The organism is Nocardia sp. GP40, assembly GCF_050434125.1.
Classification (GTDB): Bacteria; Actinomycetota; Actinomycetes; order Mycobacteriales; family Mycobacteriaceae; genus Nocardia; species Nocardia albiluteola.
Map to the genome: position 1 here is coordinate 114,000 of NZ_JBNPVW010000018.1, position 20,039 is coordinate 134,038.

The following is a 20,039-nucleotide window of genomic DNA, read 5'->3' on the forward strand; positions in this document are numbered from 1 at the left end:
GATCGACCGCCCGCGGGCAGCCGGATTCTCCGGCGCCGCAGCCGATTTCTCCGATTCCTCCGCGGACTCCGCCGGGGGCGCAAGCTCGGCCGAACTCACGACATGATCTCCTCTGCAACTTCGTCGTTTACGGGTTCGGCGTCGGCCGGGGTGCCCGGCTTGCCGGTCAGCGACAGGAATACGTCGTCGAGGCTGGGCCGGTGCACCTCGGCGTCGACCACGCAGAGACCGGCGTCGTCGAGGCGGCGCAGGGCCTCGACCATGGTGCGCGATCCGTCGCCCACCACCACCGACACCTGCTCGGTCCCCGGCTCGTGCGCGGGCTCGCCGACGCCCACCTCCGCCAGCACCGTCTTCGCCCGCTGCGGATCCTGTCCGGGGGCCAGCGTCACCATCAGCCGGTCGCCGCCGATGGAGGTCTTCAGTTCCTCGGCGGACCCGCGGGCGATCACCCGGCCGCGATCGATCACCGTGATCCGATCGGCGAGCAGATCGGCCTCCTCGAGGTACTGGGTGGTGAGCAGGACGGTGGTGCCGTCGTCGACCAGATCGCCGATCACGCCCCACATGTCCAGGCGGCCGCGGGGATCCAAACCCGTTGTCGGCTCGTCCAATACGACCACCTCGGGGCGGGCCACCAACGCGCCCGCCAGGTCCAGCCGGCGTGCCATGCCGCCGGAATACGTGCCCGCGCGCCGGCCCGCGGCGTACTCGAGCCCCAGCGCGGCGAGCAGCTCCTCCGCCCGGGCCGCGGACTGCCGGTGCGACATCCCGAACAGCCGCGCGACCATCCGCAGATTCTCGAATCCGGATAGATTCGCATCGACCGCCGCGTACTGCCCGGACAGCCCGATGCGGGTGCGCGCCCGCGCCGGATCGTGCAGTACGTCCACCCCCGCCACGTGCACCGTGCCCGCGGTCGGCCGCAGCAGCGTGGTCACGATGCGCACGGTCGTGGTCTTACCGGCGCCGTTCGGGCCCAGTAACCCCATCACCGTGCCGCACGGGATCTCCATATCGATTCCGTCCAGGACGCGGACCCGGCCGTACTGCTTGACCAGCCCGGCGACCTCCACCGCCAGCGTCACCGTGCTTCCTTCCTGTCGAGAACGCGAACCCGGCCGCTCGGCCCGGCCACGCCGGCGGTCTCCAGCCGCTCCCGCAGCACCGGGCCGATCACGGCCAGCGCCTCCGGCGTCGTCATGCCCGAGTGCCTGCAGCGCACTTTCTGATCGTGGATCGCGCCGGTCACGTACGGCTCCCACGCCTGCGCGCAGCGGGTCGGGTCGGCCCGGTTGATCTCGTCCTCGGCGGCGGTGAAGAAGGTCAGGTCACCGTCGAAGACGCGGGGCCGGAAGCCGTGCGCGAGCACCGCACCGTGGGCGTAGCCGTTGTAGAGCCGTTGCAGATGTTCCACCGTCAGCGCCGCGAACGGGCCGGGCCGGTTGCGCAGCAGCTCCGCGGCATCCTGGAGAGTCAGGCGCGGATCCACCGCATTGTCTCCGCCGAGCAGGTCGCTGCCGAACTCTCCGATGATCTCGGCGACGCCGGGGATGGCGTGCTCGAGCCACTCGTCCGAGAGGCGATAGCTGTCCATCATCGCCAGCAGCGCCACCTGCTCGCCCGCCTCCTGCAGCTGCACCGCCATCTCGTGCGCGATCAGCCCGCCCAGCGACCAGCCCAGCAGATGGTACGGCCCCTCCGGCTGCACCGATTTGATCTGTGCCACATAGTTCTTCGCCGCGGCGACGAGGGTGCCGTGCTCGTCCCCGCCCGTCACGTGCGGCGCCTGCAGCCCGTACACCGGCCGATCGCCCGGCAACTGCGCCAGCAGCCCGGCATAGCACCAGGACAGCCCGATCGCCGGGTGGACGCAGAACAGCGGCGGCGGGGTGTCACCCCGCCCGGCGCCCGGCTTCCGGATCGCCAGCAGCGGTTCCAGCGCCGCGGTCAGCGCCTCCCCCGCGTCGGCATCCAGGCGCCGCGCGATGGCCGCAGGCGTGGAATCGCCGAACATCAGCTGCACCGGCATCTCGATGCCCGCGGAACGAAGCTGCGACACCACCTTGGTAGCCAGCAGCGAATTGCCGCCGAGCTCGAAGAATCCGTCGTCTACACCCACCTGCTCGACCCCGAGGGCCTCGGCGAAGGCCGCGCACAGCGCGCGTTCGGCCGGGGTGGACGGCGCTCGGTAGTCGCGCTCGGCGCCGAACACCGGTTTCGGCAACAACCGCCGATCCAGCTTGCCGACGGGTGTGAGGGGCAGCCGGTCCAGCAGCATGATCGACTGCGGCACCATGTAATTCGGTACCAGGTCGCCCAGGTGCGCGGCCAGCTCCGCGGCGGTCGGGGACGTGCCCTCGACCGGCTTCACATACGACACCAGCGCGGTGGCCCCGGCGGGGGTCGGCAGGCCCATCGTGCACGAGAACTCCACCGCCGCATGCCGTGCCAGCGCGGAGTCGATCTCGCCGAGCTCGATGCGGAACCCGCGGATCTTCACCTGGTGATCGCTGCGGCCCACGTACTCCAGTTCGTGCCGCCGCTCGCGCTCACACCAGCGCACCAGATCGCCCGTTCGGTACATCCGCTCACCGGGCTTGCCGAACGGGCTCGCCACGAATCGCTGCGCGGTCAGCCCGGGCCGGTGCAGATAGCCTCGGGCCAGCGCCGGCCCGGCCAGGTGCAGCTCACCGGTGACCCCGACCGGGGAGGGGTGCAGGCGCGCGTCCAGCGCGACCGCGCCCACCCCGCGGATGGGACTGCCGATCGCGATCGGCCCGCCGGGCGACAGGGACTCGGAGATGATCGTGACGATGGTGGTCTCGGTGGGGCCGTATACGTTGTAGAGCTTGCGCGAGGCCGCGTCCGCCGTCCAGCGGTTCACCAGGTCGGGCGGGAGGGCCTCGCCGCCGACCATGATGTGCCGCAGGTCGGTGTTCCCGGACGGATCCACCGTGCCCAGGGCCGAGGTGGTGATGAAGGCGTGGGTGATGCGCTCTTCGATCAGCACCCGCGCCAGCTCCGCCCCGCCGTACACCCCGGGCGGTGTGATGACCAGGGTGCCGGCGCCGCCCAGGGCCAGCAGCAGATCCAGCATCGCCGCGTCGAAACTCGGTGTGGCGAAATGCAGTACGCGGGCGCCGGGCCCGACCTCGAAGCGCTGCGCGGTCTCGGCCGCGAAGTTCGACAGGCCGCCGTGGCTGACCACCACACCCTTCGGGGTACCGGTCGATCCGGAGGTGTAGATCACGTAGGCCGGATTCTCCATCCGCAGCTCGCGCACGCGCTCGTCCGGGGTGATCGGCGCGTCCGAGGTGTTCAGCACCCGCCGCCGGAACGAGGGCGCATCCAGCACCGTCCAATTCGCCCCGTCCGGCATCCGTTCGCGATAGGACGCCAGCGTAATGCCCACGGCCGCACCGGAATCGATCAGCATATGGGTGATGCGGTGGTCGGGGTAGCCGGGGTCGACCGGCACGAAGGCCGCGCCCGCCTTGGCCACGGCGAGGGTCACCGCGACAGATTCCGCCGATCGCGGAATTCCCAGTGCCACCAGTGTTTCCGGTCCGACACCGGAACCGATCAGCACCCGCGCCAGCCGATTGGTCCAGCGGTCCAGGGCGTCGTAGGTGATCTGGGTGCCGCCACCGCGCAGCGCCACTGCCTTCGGATTCACGGCCACCGCCGCGGCGAACACCTCCGGGAAGGTCAGCGGGCGGCCCGGATTCGCGCCGCGGACCGGCGCCAGCGAGGACCACTCCACCGGCTCGAGCCACTCCAGATCGCCCACGGGCGTGATCGGGCTCGCCGCCGCCGCGGTCATCAGCCGCGCCAGGCGGTTGCCCAGCCGGGCCGCGGTGGGCGCGTCGAACAGGTCCCGGGCGTAGTTCACCGCGACGGCGATGCCGTTCGGGACCCGATCGCCGTCCTCGGATACAGCCCATGATTCCGTGATCGTGAACTGCAGGTCGAACTTCGCGATGCCCGGATCGGCGCCGCACGCCTCGATGCGCAGGTCCGGCAGCTCGAGCACCCGGATGGGCTCGTTGCGAACCGACAGCATCACCTGGAACAGCGGGTGATGCGACTGCGAGCGGGCCGGATTGAGCACCTCGACCAGGCGCTCGAACGGCACGTCGGCGTGCGCGAACGCCTCCAGGTCGGTCTCGCGGACCGCGCGCACCAGTTCGGCGAACGAGGCGCCCGGATCGATCCTGTTGCGCAGCACCAGGGTTCCGACGAACATACCGACCAGCCCGTCCAGCGCCGGATCCCCGCGCCCGGCGATCGGCGTGCCGACCGGGATGTCGTCGACGCCGGTGATCCGATGCAGCAGCGTGGCCAGCGCGGCGTGCAGCACCATGAACATGGTGACACCGTGCTGCGCGGCCAGGGCCCGCAGCTCGCGGTGGGTCAGCGCGTCGATGGTGCACTCGACCGTGCCGCCGCGGTAACTGGGCACCGGCGGGCGCGGGCGGTCCGCGGGCACGGCCAGCAGTTCCGGCAGGCCGTCCAGCGCGGTGCGCCAGTAGTCCAGCTGGCGGCTGATCGTCGAGTCCGGGTCGTCCTCGCTGCCGAGCGTATCCGCCTGCCACAGCGTGTAATCCGCGTACTGGACGGGCAGCTCGGACCACTGCGGGGCCTGTCCGTCCAGGTGGGCGCTGTAGGCCGCGGCCACATCCGCGGCGAGCGGCTCGAGGGACCAGCCGTCCATCGCGATGTGGTGTACGACCAGCACCAGCACGTGATCATCGCCGACGGCACCGTTGGCAGTCGAGGCAACGACCGCACGCCCGGACGACAACCCGGCACCGGACTGCGACCCCGTCGAATCCTCGGCGGTCGGCGAAGCGTGTGACTTCATCGAAGCACCACGGCGCCCGGCATCGGCAGCCGCAGACAGTACGACCTCGACACCCGGTACGTCCGCTGCTCCATCGGTCTCGGTGATGCGCAGCAGGTGGGCGCGCAGCGGGACGGTCGTCGCGAGGTCGAAACCCGGTGCGGCGACGCGGCGTACCGACTCGTCGATCTCGGATTCGGGGACGTCGTCGACTCCGAGCGTGATCGCCGCGGCGTCCGGCTCGAGCACCCGCTGGAACGGCACGCCCTCGAGTTCGCCGAAGACGGTGCGCAGGGTCTCGTGCCGGGACTGCACCGCGTGCAGGGCCGCGCGCAGCGCGTCGATGTCCAGCGCACCGCGCAGCCGCAGCGCGACCGGCACGTTGTACACCCCGTCGAGGTCGCCGACCCCGGATGCGTTGAACCGGTTCAGGAACCACAGCCTGCGCTGTGCCGCCGACAGCGGCACCCGGTGCGGCCGGCGACGGCGCTGCAGCCGCGGTGCATCGTCGTCCGCCGCCCCGCCCCGGCCCTCGAGCCGGGCCGCCAATTCGGCGACCGTCGGCGCGGCGAAGACCGTGCGCACCTCCAGCCGGATCCCGGTGGCCGCGGCCAGTCTGGCCACCAATTGCGTTGCCAGCAGCGAGTTTCCGCCGATCTCGAAGAAGCTGTCGGCGGCGCCCACGGTGTCGGCGCCGACCAGTTCGGCCATCACCTCCGCAACCAGTCGTTCGGCCTCGGTCTGCGGCGCCCGCGCCACGGTCACCACCGGCTCGGGCTCCGGCAGGGCCGCGCGGTCCAGCTTCCCGACCGGGGTGAGCGGGATGCGATCGAGCACGGTCAGGCTGCTCGGAACCATGTGCGCCGGAAGACGTTCGGCGACATGGGCGCGCACCGCGGCGGTGTCCAATCCGCCCTCCCCGGCGCCCGCCTCCGATCCCGCGGTGGGCAGCACGTACGACACGATGCGCTGTGCCCCGGCGATCTCCCGAACCTCGGTGTGCGCGAAGCGGATCGCCGGATGCGCGGTGAGCGCCTCGGTGATCTCGCTCAGCTCGATCCGGAAGCCGCGCAGCTTCACCTGGTCGTCGCCGCGGCCCAGGTAGACGATTTCCCCGCGATCGTTCCAGCGCACCACGTCGCCGGTGCGGTAGATCCGCGCGCCCTCGGACCCGAACGGATCGGCCACGAAACGCGTTGCGGTGAACCCGAAGCGGTCGAGGTAGCCGCGTGCGACCCCCTGGCCGCCGAGGTACAGCTCGCCGGGTACCCCGACCGGCACCGGGCGCAGCCGCTCGTCGAGCACCAGCGCCCGCGCCCCCCGCACGAGCGTTCCGATAGTCACCGGCGCTCCCGGCCGCAGCGGGACCGGAATGGTGATGACCACCGTCGTCTCGGTGGGACCGTAGACGTTGAACAGCATCCGGTCCGCGCCCCAGCGCGCCGCCAGCTCGGGGCCCAGCGCCTCGCCGCCGACGGCCAGGGAGGTCAGATGCGGCAGCGGCCAGCGGTCGCGATCTATGGTCGCCAGCACCGACGTGGTCAGGAAGGTGTGGCTGATCCGCTCCCGCTCCATCAGCGCCGCCAGCTCGTCGCCGCCGTAGATATCAGGCGGGCAGATGACCATCGTCGCAGCCGATCCGATGGCCAACAGCAGATCGAGGACCGCCGCGTCGAAGCTCGGCGTCGCGAAATGCAGTGTGCGCGAATCGCGCTCGACCCGCATCCGGTCGCGGAGCTCGTCGCCGAGGTTGGACAGCCCGCCGTGGGTCACGGCCACGCCCTTCGGCTTTCCGGTGGACCCCGAGGTGTAGATGATGTAGGCCAGATTCGTGGTCCACACCGTGCGCACCCGGTCGGCGTCGATGACGGTACCGGCGTCGCTCGCCTCTATCTCGGCCAGCAGGTCCTCGTCGTCCAGCAGGATCCAGTCGGTGTGGTGACCGCCGATTCCGGCCTGCCGCAACCGTTCCGCGTGCGCACCGAGTGTGACCCCGGCCCTGCAGTCGGAGTCGGTGAGCATGTGCCGCACTCGATCGACCGGGTAGTTCGGATCGACCGGCACGAATGCGGCACCGGTCTTGGTGACCGCCAGCATGGTCAGCACCGACTCGATCGACCGCGTCAGGCCCAGTGCCACGCGGTCGCCCGCGCCCAGGCCGCGCCGGATGAGTGTGCGCGCCAACCGGTTCGAATACTCGTCCAGCTCGGCGTAGCTGAGCTCGGTCTCACCCGAGCGCACGGCGGTGCGGTCGGGATGCAGGTGGGCGGTGGCGGTGAAATAGCTGGCCAGGGTGCACTGCGGGGTGGGCACCGGACCGTACGCGGGCGTCAACCGGGTCCGCTCGGATTCGGTGCGGGCGTCGATGTCGCGAATGCGGATCCGCGGATCCGCGGTGACCGCGGTCAGCACCAGCACCAGTCGCTCGGCCAGCGTCCGCACCGTTTCTTCATCGAAAAGTTCGGCGGCGTAAAGGAATTCGAAATCACCCGGGACGTCCCCGCCCAGCGCGACCCGCAGTTCCAGATCGAACTTGGCCAGCGCGATATCCAGTTCCTCCGCGTGCAGCGCCAGGCCCGGCAGCCGCAGCACGGGCACCGGCCCGTCCTGCACGGTCAGCGCGACCTGCAGCGGCGGGCGGATCCGCGCGTCCTCGCGCCGGTGCACCTCTGCCACCACCGCCTCGAATGGCAGATCAGCGTGCGCCATCGCGGCGAGCTCGCCGTCCCGGTCCGCCAGCAGCTGCTCGGCGAACGCGCGGTCCGGGTCGACATCCGAGCGCAGCGCCAGGGTGTTGACGAACATGCCGACGAGTTCGTCGAGCTGGGTGTCCGTGCGGCCGGCCACCGGCGTGCCCACCACGACGTCCCGGCCGCCGGTGATCACGCGCAGCAGCACCGCCAGGGCCGAGCGCAGCACCATGAACGCGCTCACACCGTGTGCGCGGGCCGCCTCGTCCAGGCGCCGCCGTACCTCCTCGGGCACCGCGAATCGCACCGAACCGGCGCGCTGGGATGGATTCTCCGGCCGCGGCCGGTCGTACGGCAGCGGCAGTTCCTCGGGCAGATCGGCGAGGGCATCGCGCCAGAAGCGCAACTGGGCGGCCGCGACGCTGGCCGGATCGTCCTGATGACCGATCCAATCCCGTTGCCACAGACTGAAATCCGCGTACTGCACCGGCAGCGGCGCCCAGGTCGGCGCGGCGCCGCCGCAACGGGCGGCATAGGCCACCGCGAGATCGCGGGTCAGCGGGATCAGCGACCACCCGTCCGCGGCAATGTGATGCAGCACGATGCCCAGCGCGTACCGCTCGGGGCCGGTGCGCAGCAACGTCATCCGGACGGGGATCTCACGGGCCAGGTCGAATCCGCGCCGGGCCAGGTCCCGCAGCGCCAGCGCGGCGCCCTCCTCGCCGGTGGCGACAGGCTCGAGCACCGGCATGCACCGGTGCGCATCGAGCACGACCTGATAGGCGCCGCTGCGATCCTCCGGGAAGATCGTACGCAACACCTCGTGCCGCGTGATGAGGTCCGCGATGCCCGACCGCAGCGCCGCGATGTCCGGATCGCCGTCGATTCGTATCACGAATGCGATGTTGTAGGCACTGGATTCGGGAGAATAGCGGTTGAGGAACCAGACCCGCTGCTGCGGCAGCGACAAGGGGATGCGTCCCGGACGCGGGGTGTGCACAGCCAGCGCCGCCCGCTGCGTCCGGGGCGCTTCCGTCAGGCGTACCGCAACCCCGGCCACGGTCGGCGCGTCGAAGATCGCGCGCACCGGCAGGTCCACACCGAATTCGGCGTGCAGCGCCACGGTAAGCCGGGTAGCCAGCAGTGAGTTGCCACCGGCCTCGAAGAAGCTGTCCTGCACGCCCGGCATCGGATGCCCCAGCACCGTGCCGAAGACCCGCGCGACCTGCCGCTCCAGTTCGGTGCCCGGGGCGCGCGAGGCGCTCCCGGACGCGAAGACGGGCTCCGGCAGCGCCTTTCGGTCCAGTTTGCCTGAGGGCGTCATCGGCACCTCGTCGATGACGGTGATCGCGGCCGGAACCATGTAGGCGGGCAGCTGCTGCCGAGCGGCCTCGAGCACCGCGCCGGTGTCGATCTTGCCCTCGGCGGCGAGATACGAAGCCAGGCGCTGGTTTCCGTGCTCGCCGGTGTGCACGACGGTCAGCGCGAATCGCACGCCCGGCTGCGCACGCAGCACGTGGTCGATCTCGCGCAGTTCGATGCGGAACCCGCGGATCTTCACCTGATCGTCCGCGCGGCCCAGGAACCGAAGCTGCCCCGAGGAGTCGGCGACCACGAGATCGCCCGTGCGGTACATCCTTTCGCCGCGGCGGCCGTGCGGGTTAGCCGGGAAGCGCTGTGCGGTCATGCCCTGCCGGCCCAGATAACCGCGCGCCAGCCCCGGCCCGGAGAGGTACAGCTCCCCCGGCACCCCGGGCGGTACCGGATGCAGCCGGGCGTCCAGCACGAACAGCCGCATACCACGGATCGGCAGGCCGATCGGCACGGCGCTGCCGGCGACCATCGGGCCGGTCGCGGTCGCGGCGACGGTCGCCTCCGAGGGGCCGTACATGTTGTGCATGCGGTGCGCGGCGGTCCACGTGGTGACCAGTTCCTCGGGGCACGCGTCGCCGCCGACGATAACGGCCTCGAGCTCGTCCAGGCCCTCCGGCGGCACCGTGGCCAGCGCGGCCGGGGTGATGAACGCATGGGTCACCCGCTCGGTGCGCAGCAGCCGCGCCAGTTCCGCGCCACCGTAAAGCCCCGCCGGGGCGACCACGATGGTGGCGCCCGCCGCGAAGCCCAGCAGCAGCTCCAGCACCGAGGCATCGAAGGACGGCGACGAGAAGTGCAGCGTGCGTGCGGAATCGGTGACGCCGAACAGATGCATCTGCTCGTGCGCCAGCGAGGCCAGACCGGCGTGGGTGACCACCACGGCCTTGGGCGTGCCGGTCGAGCCGGAGGTGTAGATCAGATAGGCCGGATGGCATACGCGCATCGGATAATGGCGGTCGGCGTCGGTCACCGGGATGGACGGCCGGCGCCCGGTCTCGGCGGCCAGTTCCGGGGAGCCGACCAGCAGCCAGTCCACGTAGCGCTTGCGGTGCCGCCCCCCGCGCCCCGGCCAATCCGGCAGTGCCGCATGGGATTGCGCGTCCGTCAGCCCCAGCATCGCGCCGGAGTCGATGAGCATGTGCGCGATCCGGTCGGCCGGATAGCCCGGATCCACCGGCACGTAGGCGGCGCCGGTCTTGGCGACGGCCCACACCGCGGTGATCGAGTCCAGCCCGCGCGGCAGCGCCACCGCGACGACCACCTCGGGCCCCGCGCCGTGCCCGATCAGCACGCGCGCGAGCCGGTTCGAGGCCTCGTCGAGCTCGCGGTAGGTGGTGTCGTGGCCGAGGTAGCGCACCGCGACCGCCTCGGGCAGCCGCTCCGCGGTCTCGGTCAGCAGGCGTGCGAGGGTGATCGCCGGTTCGCCCGGGGCCCCCGTGATCGGCACCAGCCTGCCGGTCTCGCGGGCATCCAGGATGCTCAGGTCGCCGACGGGCACGCTCGGCGCGGCCACCGCGGCGGTGACCAGCCGCACGAAGCGCTGCGCGATGGCCGTTACCGTCGCCTCGTCGAAAACATCCGTCGCGTAACCGAATTCGGCCGCCAGCGGGCCGTCGGTGGCGTCGTCGGCCTCCTGCACGGTCAGCTGCAGATCGAATTTGGCGATGCCCGTGTCCATCGGCGCCACCCGAGCCTCGGTGCCGGGCAGGGTGATTCGCAACTCGGGGGTGTTCTCGTAGGACAGCATCACCTGGAACAGCGGATGCCGCCCGGCGTCGCGGGTGGGATTGACCGCCTCGACCAGGCGCTCGAACGGCACATCGGCATTGGCGAAGGCGTCCAGGTCGGTCTCGCGCACCCGGTCGAGCAGCGCGGCGAATCCGGCGGCCGGATCGACCTCGGTGCGCAGCACCAGCGTATTGACGAACATGCCGACCAGATCGTCCAGAGCCGGATCCGACCGTCCGGCGATCGGGGTGCCGATCGCGATGTCGGTGGTGTTGCACAACCGCGACAGCAGCACCACCAGGCACGCATGCAGCACCATGAAGGTGCTCACACCGCGCTCGGCCGCCAGCGCGGCCACCGCGCGACGGGTGGCGGCCGGGATCGTGAAGCCCACGCGGGCGCCCTCGGCGGCGCGCTGCAGCGGGCGCGGGCGATCCAGCGGCAGATCCAGCTGATCGGGCAGATCGGCCAGCGCAGCGCGCCAGTAGCTCAGCTGCTGCCCCAGCGCGCTGGCCGGATCGTCCTCGTCGCCCAGCAGTTCGCGCTGCCAGAGCGCGAAATCGGCGTACTGCACCGGCAGCGGGGCCCACCGCGGCGCCTGTCCGGCGGCGCGCGCGGCAATCGCGGTCATCAGGTCGCGGGCCAGCAGCGCGATCGACCAGCCGTCGCCGCAGATGTGGTGCAGCACAACGAGAAAGACATAGCTGTCCGGACCGGTGGCGTACAGCGCGACCCGGATCGGCGCCTGGGTGCGCAGGTCGAAACCGTATCCGGCGTACTCGGCGGCCAGCGCCATCGCATCGGCGCCGGTGGCGTCGATGGGATCGGTGCTCAGCGGGATCTCCGCGGCCGGATGCACCACCTGCGTCGGCCCCTCGACCGAATCCGGGAAGGTGGTGCGCAAGCTCTCGTGCCGCTCGAGCACATCCAGCAGCCCGGCGCGCAGCACCTCGGGATCCACCGTGCCGGTCAGCTCGACGCCCAGCGGCATGTTGTATGCGCCGGCGTGTTCGGCGAACCGGTTCAGGATCCACAGCCGCTGCTGTGCCAGCGACAGCGGAATGCGGTCCGGCCGCGGTCCGGCAACAAGTTTGGGCTGATCGGAGACGGCGTACCGAGAATCCAGACGAGTGGCGAGAGTGGCCACCGTGGCGGACTCGAACAGATCCCGGATGGACAGATCCGTGCCCAGCGAGCCGTTGATCCGTGCGACCGCCCTGGCCGCGGACAACGAGTTGCCCCCCAGGTCGAAGAAGCTCTCCTCCACGCCGATCTCGGTGTGGCCCAGGACCTCGGTGAAGATCGCGGCCAGGCCGCGTTCCACCTCGGTGCGTGGCGCGGTGAGCGGCTGCCCGGAACGGTACGCACCGGTGGCGGGGGCGGGCAGGGCGCGGCGATCGACCTTACCGTTGGGGCTCAGCGGTAGTTCGTCGAGCACGATCAGGTGCGCGGGGACCATATACCCGGGCAGGCTGTGGCGCAGCCCCTCGGCCACCTCCGCGGCGTCCAGCTCGGCGCCCGGGGTCGCCACCAGGTATCCGACGAGCTCATCGCCGCCGTGCGTGCTGTGCGCGACGCAGACCGCCCGTGCCACGCGCGGCTGCGCCAGCAGCGCCGCCTCGATCTCGCCGAGCTCGATGCGCAACCCTCGGATCTTCACCTGAAAGTCGCTGCGGCCCAGGTATTCCAGCACACCGGCGGCGGATGCGCGCCAGCGGACCAGATCTCCGGTGCGGTACATGCGGGCGCCGGGCGCGAACGGGCTGGCCACGAACCGGTCCGCACTCAGCCCCGCGCGGCCCAGATATCCGCGCGCCAGCTGCACACCCGCCAGATACAGCTCGCCCACCACGCCGGGCGGGGCCGGACATAGGCGCTCATCGAGCACGTACACCTGGGTGTTCCAGATCGGCGCGCCGATCGGCACGGTGTCCTGTCCCGGGGCGCAGCGCCAGGACGTGACGTCGACCGCGGCCTCGGTGGGACCGTACAGGTTGTGCAACTCCACCGTCGAATGCGCAAGGGCGGCATGGAATTCGCGCACCGTGGCGGCGGGCAGCGCCTCGCCGCTGCAGAACACCCGGCGCAGGCTCGTGCAGCCCCGGATATCGGTGTCGGTGACGAACACCGACAGCATCGACGGGACGAAATGCACCGTGGTGACGCCCTTCTCGGCGATCACCGCGGCGAGATAGGAGGGATCGCGATGGCCCTCGGGAGCGGCGACCACCAGCCGGGCCCCGATCTGCAAGGGCCAGAAGAACTCCCACACCGATACGTCGAAGGTGGCGGGGGTCTTCTGCAGTACCACATCACCCTCGTCGAGCGGATATTCGTGCTGCATCCAGCACAGCCGGTTCACGATCGCCGCATGCGAGACCCCGACGCCCTTCGGGCGGCCGGTGGAACCCGAGGTGAAGATCACGTACGCCAGATGATCCGGGCGCAGCGCGGCGCGGCGCTCGGCATCGGCGATCGGGCCGCCGCCGAAGCCGGACAGCTCGGCGGTATCGATGTCCATGCGCGCGGTGGCGGCGGGCAGCTCGATGTCCTCGTCATGCAGGGTCAGCACGCACAGGGGCCGCGCCTGCTCGAGAATGTGCGCCGTCCGCTCGACGGGATGGTCCGGATCGATCGGCAGGTACGCCGCGCCCGCCTGCACGATCGCATACATGCCGATCAGCAGCTCCAGCCCGCGACGCAGCGCCAGCCCCACGACCGAATCCGGTCGGGCACCGCGCGCGATCAGCGCCCGGGCCAGGCGATTGGCACGCTCGGACAGCTCGGCGTATGTCATTGTCTCGTCGCCGAATTCGAGCGCGATCGCCTGCGGGGACGCCGCGGCCCGCGCGGCGAACAGGCCCGCGAGCGTGCCCTGCCGGCGACCGGCATACGTCGCATTCCAGCGCCGCACCACCAGATCGCGTTCGGCGTCGGTGGTGACCGGCACCGCCGCGACGGCCGCGTCCGGTCCGGCGGTCAGGAACCGCGCCAGAAAGTCCACGTACCGGCCGTGATGGACGGACAGCTCGGGCGTGTCGTAGAGGTTGGGATTGCCCTCGAAATCGACGTGGATGCGGTTTCCGGCGCCGTTGTAGAGATTGATCGACAGATCCTCCACCGGACCGGTGGACAGCACGTTGAGCGAGCCGACGAGGCTGCCGAAGTGCAGCTCGCTGTGGAACAGCATGATGTTGACCATCGGCCCGAAGAATCCGCGCGAATCCCGGGAATACCCGCAATCGCGCCGGATGTCGTCGCAGCGGTAGCGCTGATGCCGCAACGCGCCGGTGATCTGCAGCTCGGTCGCCTTCACCACATCGCGCAGCGTGGTCGCGGCGTCGAAACGCAGCCGGATCGGCACCACGTTGGACACCACGCCCGCCGAGCGCCGCAGCGCGACCGTCGTGCGCGCGGAGACCGGCAGGCTCAGCACCACGTCCTGGTTGCCGGTGACGGCGCGGACGTAGCAGGCCAGCGCCGCCACGAACAGCGTCGAGTTCTGGGTGTCGAAAACACCTGCGGCATTGGCCAATTCAGCCTCGACCTCGGGACCGAGCACCGCGGCCGCGTGAGTGCGGCCCGCATCGGAGCCCGCGGCCATCGCGACGGCGGACAGGCTCATGACCTCCCCGACGCCGGCCAGCTGCTCGAGCCAGTACTCCCGATCGGAGCGGAAGCGGCTGGAATCGCGGTAACTCAACTCCCCCGCGTAGATCTCGGCCAGCGGCGTCGCGCGCGAGGCGACCGGTTCGGTGTGGTTCTCCAGGGCGGTATATATCTCCGCGGTGCGGGTGAGCGCGTTCATCGCGCCGTAGCCGTCGATGACGATGTGATGACCGCGGCAGTACCAGATGTAGTCGCGATCGCCGGTGCGCAACACGGCATTGATCGTCAGGGGGTCGCGCTCGAGATCGATCGGGCTGCTGGCATGCGCGTTCATCCAGCGCAGTGCCGCCGCGCGGGGATCGGCCTCGTGCCGCAGATCCACCCGTGCCCAGCCCGGACGACGGGTGGGATCCACCACCTGGTGCGGGATGCCATCGATCTCCAGTATCCGCACGTGGCCGACCTGAGCCTCGGCGCCGAACCGCTCGATCGCGTAGAGCAGGCGACCCACATCCAGGTCACCGTGTATCTCGACGTACTGGGCAATAGTGAGCGGAACATCGGGGCGGATCCGCTGGGCATACCAGAGGGCGACCTGCGCGGGAGACAGAGCGAACGGTTGTGCTGAGAATTCGCCAGAAGAGCATTGGTCTACGCGATCGGTGGCCAATGAACTCATCAATCACTCCGTTCTGCCGCTGGTTACGCATCGCGCCGAGCACCGCCACCGCAGGCGCGCAGGCGCCAGCCGTGGGACGTGATCCACGCCCTATGATTCGGAGCATCGGGACGAGCGGATCGGTAGCGATCTCGGAATGTTTCACTTCGAACCACGTTGCCGGAGTGCAGTTTAGCAAGCTAACTCTCTGCAAACCCCATTATTAAACCGAAATTCGCACGAAAAACGGATACTTCAGACAGCCTGAATTGAAACAGGGGCACCTCGCTACAACCCCGCGAACATGTTGTCGCTACGCCGGCCTACGCGCCCTCAGCGCGCCGGTCCGATCGTGCGCAGTGTGTTCGAAACCCGGGAGACCGCGTTCGCAGCTATCGATCCGCCCGTGCGGCGATGGGCTGGCAGTCCACCGTCTGCGGCGGCAGCGAGGTTCGCCGCCGAATAGCCGAAGCCACAACAGCGATCGCGGACACGATACACAGCATCCATTCCGGCCACGGGCCCGAGGCCGTCGCGGGTGTCGTGGTGTGGCGTAGCGGCAGGCTCGCCTCGAGCCAGGCAGGGACGAATTTGCTCGTCTGCGCCCGCACCGAGCCGTCGGCGGTGATGATCGCGCTGACCCCGGTGGTGGCGGCGACGACCACCGCGCGGCCGTGCTCGACCGCCCGGATCCGCGACATGGCCAGCTGCTGGTACGTCATCTCGCTGTCGCCGAAGGTGGCGTTGTTGGTCGGAACGGTCAGCAGCTGCGCACCGGCGTGCATCGAATCCTCGAAGGCGCGATCGAAGGCGACCTCGTAGCAGGTCGCCACGCCGATCGCCACCGGCGGACCACCGCGGCCCGGCTCGGCGTGCACGACGCCGTTGCCGTGACCGGGGACGAAGTAGCCCGCCTTGTCGGCGTACTTCGAGAAGTGCTTGAAAAAACTGCGATAGGGCAGGTACTCGCCGAAGGGCTGGATGATCTTCTTGTCGTGCCGCTCCCCCGGCCCGTCCGCACCGTTCCAGACGAGCACCGAATTGGTGGTCGTATCGTCGTCGTTGAGCAGCACCGCACCGACCAGGATCGGGGCGTGGATCCGCTGGGAGACCGCGGTGATCTCGGCCGACGCGTCGTCGTTGCGCAGCGGATCGATATCCGAGGAGTTCTCCGGCCAGATCACCACGTCCGGCTGCGGAGCCCGCCCCGCCGCGACGGCATCCGCCAGTGCGGCGGTCTCGCGGACGTGATTGTCCAGCACCGCCCGGCGCTGGGCATTGAAGTCCAGTCCCAGACGCGGCACGCTGCCCTGGATCGCGGCCACCGTGATCGACCGGTCGCCCGCGTCCGGGGCGGGCAGCGCGGCCCGCAGGAGCAGTCCGGCGACGGGCAGGACGACCACACCCGCCGCGGCGGCGCCGATCGCCCTGCGCCGACCGGCGGTTCGGACCGCGCTCGGCAGCACGATCTCCGAGCGCCCCGCGCCGCCTCGCGCGCCGCGCACCGCAATCACCAAGGCCGCTATCGCCGTTCCGGTCAGCGCCACGGCAAAGCTCACTCCGGGTGCGCCGCCGAGCCACGCCAGCGGCAGATACCACCCGTCACCCTGCCCGAACGCCAGCCGCCCCCACGGGAACCCACCGAACGGAAAGCTCGACCTCCCCCATTCGGTCAGCGACCACACCGCCGCCACCCACAGCGGCCACCCCGGCAGCGCACCCACCAGCCGCGCCAGCAACCCGAACAACCCCACATAGATCGCACACGCCAGCGACAACGCCAGCCACGGCACCGGCCCCACATAGATCCCGGTCCACGGCAACAGTGGCAGGAAAAACGCCAGCCCCGCCAGCAGTCCGTACCCGAACCCCCCGCGCAGCCGCCCGCTCCCGCGCACCACCAGGGTCAACACCGCAATCCCGAGCGGCGCGAGATACCAGCAGGTCCGCGGCGGAAAACTCGCATAGATGAGCAGCCCCGCGACAATCGCCCCCACCAGCCGCACCAGCCCCGGGTGCCGCGTCACCCACGCCCGAGCCCGCCTCGCCACACCGACATCCCCGGCCGCCGCTGCGTTCGCACCGGGCCGCTCAGCCCCGGACTCCCCGAGCGCAACATCACCATGCCCAGTATTGCGCGATGCAGCACCGTTCTCCGACGCGACGCCGTCGCCCTGCTCGCCGCTGCCTCGCACAACGTTTCCCTGCACGGCACCGTCGTCACCCACAGCCGCATCCCCTGGCTTCGCAATCGTCTCCAGCTCAGCCGCATCGGCTCGGACAGTGACATCCTCACGCGCGGCGTTACCGTCACGCGTGGCGTCTGCCGGTTCGGCCGGGTTACTCGTCATGGCCGCCGCTCCATTTCACCGCGCGTTGTCTTCACTCTGTTGCCGGACCGAATGCCTGTCGGCACCAACCCGATTCGGGAGGCACCGTGGTCGGTACACACTGTGCGGGTCCATGGTCTTGCCGTGACTACACCGCATGGATGGTGGTCCCCCGGTGCACGGTACGCAGGCAGCGCGGTAGGGGTGCGCCCGGGTCGAGCGGGGGCAGGCCGGGGACGCGGGAGCGGGGGTCGGTGGACCAGCGCTGCACTGTGTCCGAGGCCGCGGCCACCACAAGGTCCGCGGCGTCCCAGACGGCGTAGGAGGCCGGTGCGCCGGGCACGAGGGTGCCGGCCACGCCGTCGCGCACGCCCCCGGCCCGCCAGGCGCCGCGGGTGGCGGCGGCGAAGGCGGCGCGGGGGGAGATCTGATGTCCAGGCGTGCGATGGTGCGCGGCCGCGCGGACAGCGGCCCACGGTTCCAGCGCCGTGACCGGGGCATCCGAGCCGATGGCCAGTCCGATTCCGGCGGCAGCCATGGCGGAGAACGGATTCAGGGCCGCGGCGCGCTCGGCGCCCAGCCGCGCGGCATACATGCCGTCCGGGCCGCCCCACGCGGCGTCGAAGCCGGGCTGCACACTCGCCAGGACCCCGTACCGGGCGAAGACGGCGATGGCGTCGGCATCGAGCAGCTCGGCATGTTCGATTCGATGTCCGCGCGCGGCCACGGCCGGTCCGCCGAGCTCGGCCGCGACCCGCGAGACACCCTCGGCTACCGCCGATACCGCGGCGTCGCCGATGGCGTGGAATCCGGCCTGGATCCCCGCCTCGGTGCACGCCCGCAGGTGCGCGGTGATGGCATCGACGTCGAGATAGGACGTGCCGGTACCCGCACCGTCCGCATACGGCTCCCGCAACCACGCGGTGTGCGAACCCAGGGAGCCGTCGGCGAACAGGTCACCCGCCAGGCCGTGCACGCCGAGCTCCTTCGCCAGCGTGCGGGCCTCGTCGGCGGTGCGCACCGCCGCACCCCAGTACGCGCGGACCTCCACGCCGTGCTCGAAGTCCAGCAGTTCGGCGAGGTCGGCCCGGCCCGAAATCTCCGGCCCGGCGCATTCGTGCACGGCGACGATGCCCCGGGCGGCCGCGTGATCGAGGGCGACGCGGCGGGCACGATCGCGCTGGGCTCGGTCCAGCCGGTCCAGCACCGCCGCGCGCGCGAGGTGATGTGCCTGCGCGCGCAGCGGTTCCCCGCGGGTGTAGCCCTCGGCGGCAACGATGTTCGGCACCGCATCCAGCACCGCCGTCGACACCACCGCCGAATGTGCGTCCACCCGAACGAGATACGCCGACCGCCCCGGCCCGGCCGCGGCGTCCACCTGCTCCGGTGACGGCGGCCGCCCCTCGGCCCACCGCGTCTCGTCCCAGCCCTCGCCGATGATCACCCCGTCCGGGTGTGCCCGCGCATACTCCCCGACCAGCGACAGGCACTCCGCCAGCGACCCCGCCCCCGACAGATCCAGTCCCGTCAGCTGCAGCCCCAGCGCCGTGACGTGCACGTGCGGATCCACGAACCCGGGCGCCACGAAAGCCCCGTCCAGATCGATGATCTCCGCATCCGGATACAGCGCCCGCCCCGGCCGCTCGGCCCCGAGCCACACCACGGTCCCGCCCGTCACCGCCATCGAGGTGGCATCGGGCGAACTCGGACTGTGGATGCGACCGCCGATCAGCAACTGGGTACTCACGACACCCCAGTCTGCCGGAGCCGCCGGCCCCGCTCGCCGCCGCCCCGTCCACGATGACCGCCTCCTGTCTCCGCATCCGCAACGCCGCCGGATACTCCCGCACCTTCTCGCGGCCCCGAGTTTCCTCCCGCCTTGCCGAGTCCGTTCAGCGCAGGAATTCGGTCAGCGCGGCGGCGACCGCTTCCGGATTCTCCACCTGCGGGTAGTGCCCCGTCGCGGGAGGCTCGTCGAGGACGACGAGCCGAGCGCCCGGCAGCCGCTCGCGCAGGCGAGGCAGTACATGGGCGCCGCTCACCGGGTCCGCGGGACCCCAGACGAACAGCATCGGGCCCCCATAGTTTTCGAGTGCCGATTGCCAGCGGCCGGCGTGCACCCGCCGGTCGTCGATGTAACGCAGCAGCCGATGCTGCACGCGCCTGCCGCCGTTCATCGAGGTCGCTCGCCACATGTCGTGCAATTCGTCGCCGGAGACCGGACGCCCGAGAATTTCCCGTATCGACCTGCGATACATCGGCTCGGTCGACAGGTACTGCAGGGCCGCGCCCGCGGGGCCGTGCAGCAACTTCTGCACGCGGACGGGCCGGTGCAGGTCCGGGTACAGGCCGCCGTTGAGGAACGCGGCGGCGGTGATACGCGCGGCGTCGCGATGCAGTAGCTCCTGGGCGACCGAGACGCCGTAGTCGTGCGCGACCAGAGCCGTCCGGCCGATACCGAGATGGTCCCACACCGCCTCGACGATGGATGCCTGCTCATCGATCGTGTACTCGTGACCACTCGGCTTCGCGCTCGCACCGAAGCCGAGCAGGTCGAGAGTCGTGACCCGGCAACCGGATTCGGTGAGCGCGGGCATGATCGCAGCCCAGTCGTGCGAGGACGTGGGGAAGCCGTGCACCAGGGTCACCGGACGCCCGTCACCGGGACCGTCCTGCCGGTGGAAGATCTCGCGGCCACCCACCCGGAGGCGTTCGCCGCCCGCGAGCCACTCGTCGAGACTCGGTGATCCCATCGCTGCTCCCTCCGGACTATCACGGTGGCGGCGGCCCGCGGGCGCCATCTT

At 70.8% G+C, this 20,039-nt stretch carries 5 protein-coding genes; all 5 read right to left on the reverse strand.

Features of this window, described 5'->3' with window-relative positions:
* Window positions 1-95: 95 nt before the first annotated feature.
* The gene (locus tag ABH933_RS39030; protein ID WP_429419383.1) at window positions 96-1,088 is read right to left on the reverse strand and encodes an ATP-binding cassette domain-containing protein; all 993 of its coding nucleotides are present in this window, start codon (window positions 1,086-1,088) and stop codon (window positions 96-98) included.
* Window positions 1,085-14,926: an amino acid adenylation domain-containing protein gene (locus tag ABH933_RS39035; RefSeq protein ID WP_429419381.1), complete on the reverse strand. Its 13,842-nt coding sequence runs from the start codon at window positions 14,924-14,926 to the stop codon at window positions 1,085-1,087. The genes ABH933_RS39030 and ABH933_RS39035 overlap by 4 nt, the downstream gene beginning before the upstream one ends.
* A 371-nt stretch (window positions 14,927-15,297) precedes the next feature.
* On the reverse strand, window positions 15,298-17,256 hold the full coding sequence (gene lnt, locus ABH933_RS39040) for an apolipoprotein N-acyltransferase (protein WP_429419379.1): 1,959 nt from the start codon (window positions 17,254-17,256) through the stop codon (window positions 15,298-15,300).
* Window positions 17,257-17,383: 127 nt separating this feature from the next.
* Window positions 17,384-18,982 carry an amidohydrolase gene (locus ABH933_RS39045; protein WP_429419377.1) on the reverse strand — a complete coding sequence of 533 codons (1,599 nt, stop codon included), beginning with the start codon at window positions 18,980-18,982 and terminating at the stop codon, window positions 17,384-17,386.
* A gap of 145 nt (window positions 18,983-19,127) precedes the next feature.
* The gene (locus tag ABH933_RS39050) at window positions 19,128-19,988 is read right to left on the reverse strand and encodes an alpha/beta fold hydrolase (protein WP_429419375.1); all 861 of its coding nucleotides are present in this window, start codon (window positions 19,986-19,988) and stop codon (window positions 19,128-19,130) included.
* Between the last annotated feature and the right edge of the window lie 51 nt (window positions 19,989-20,039).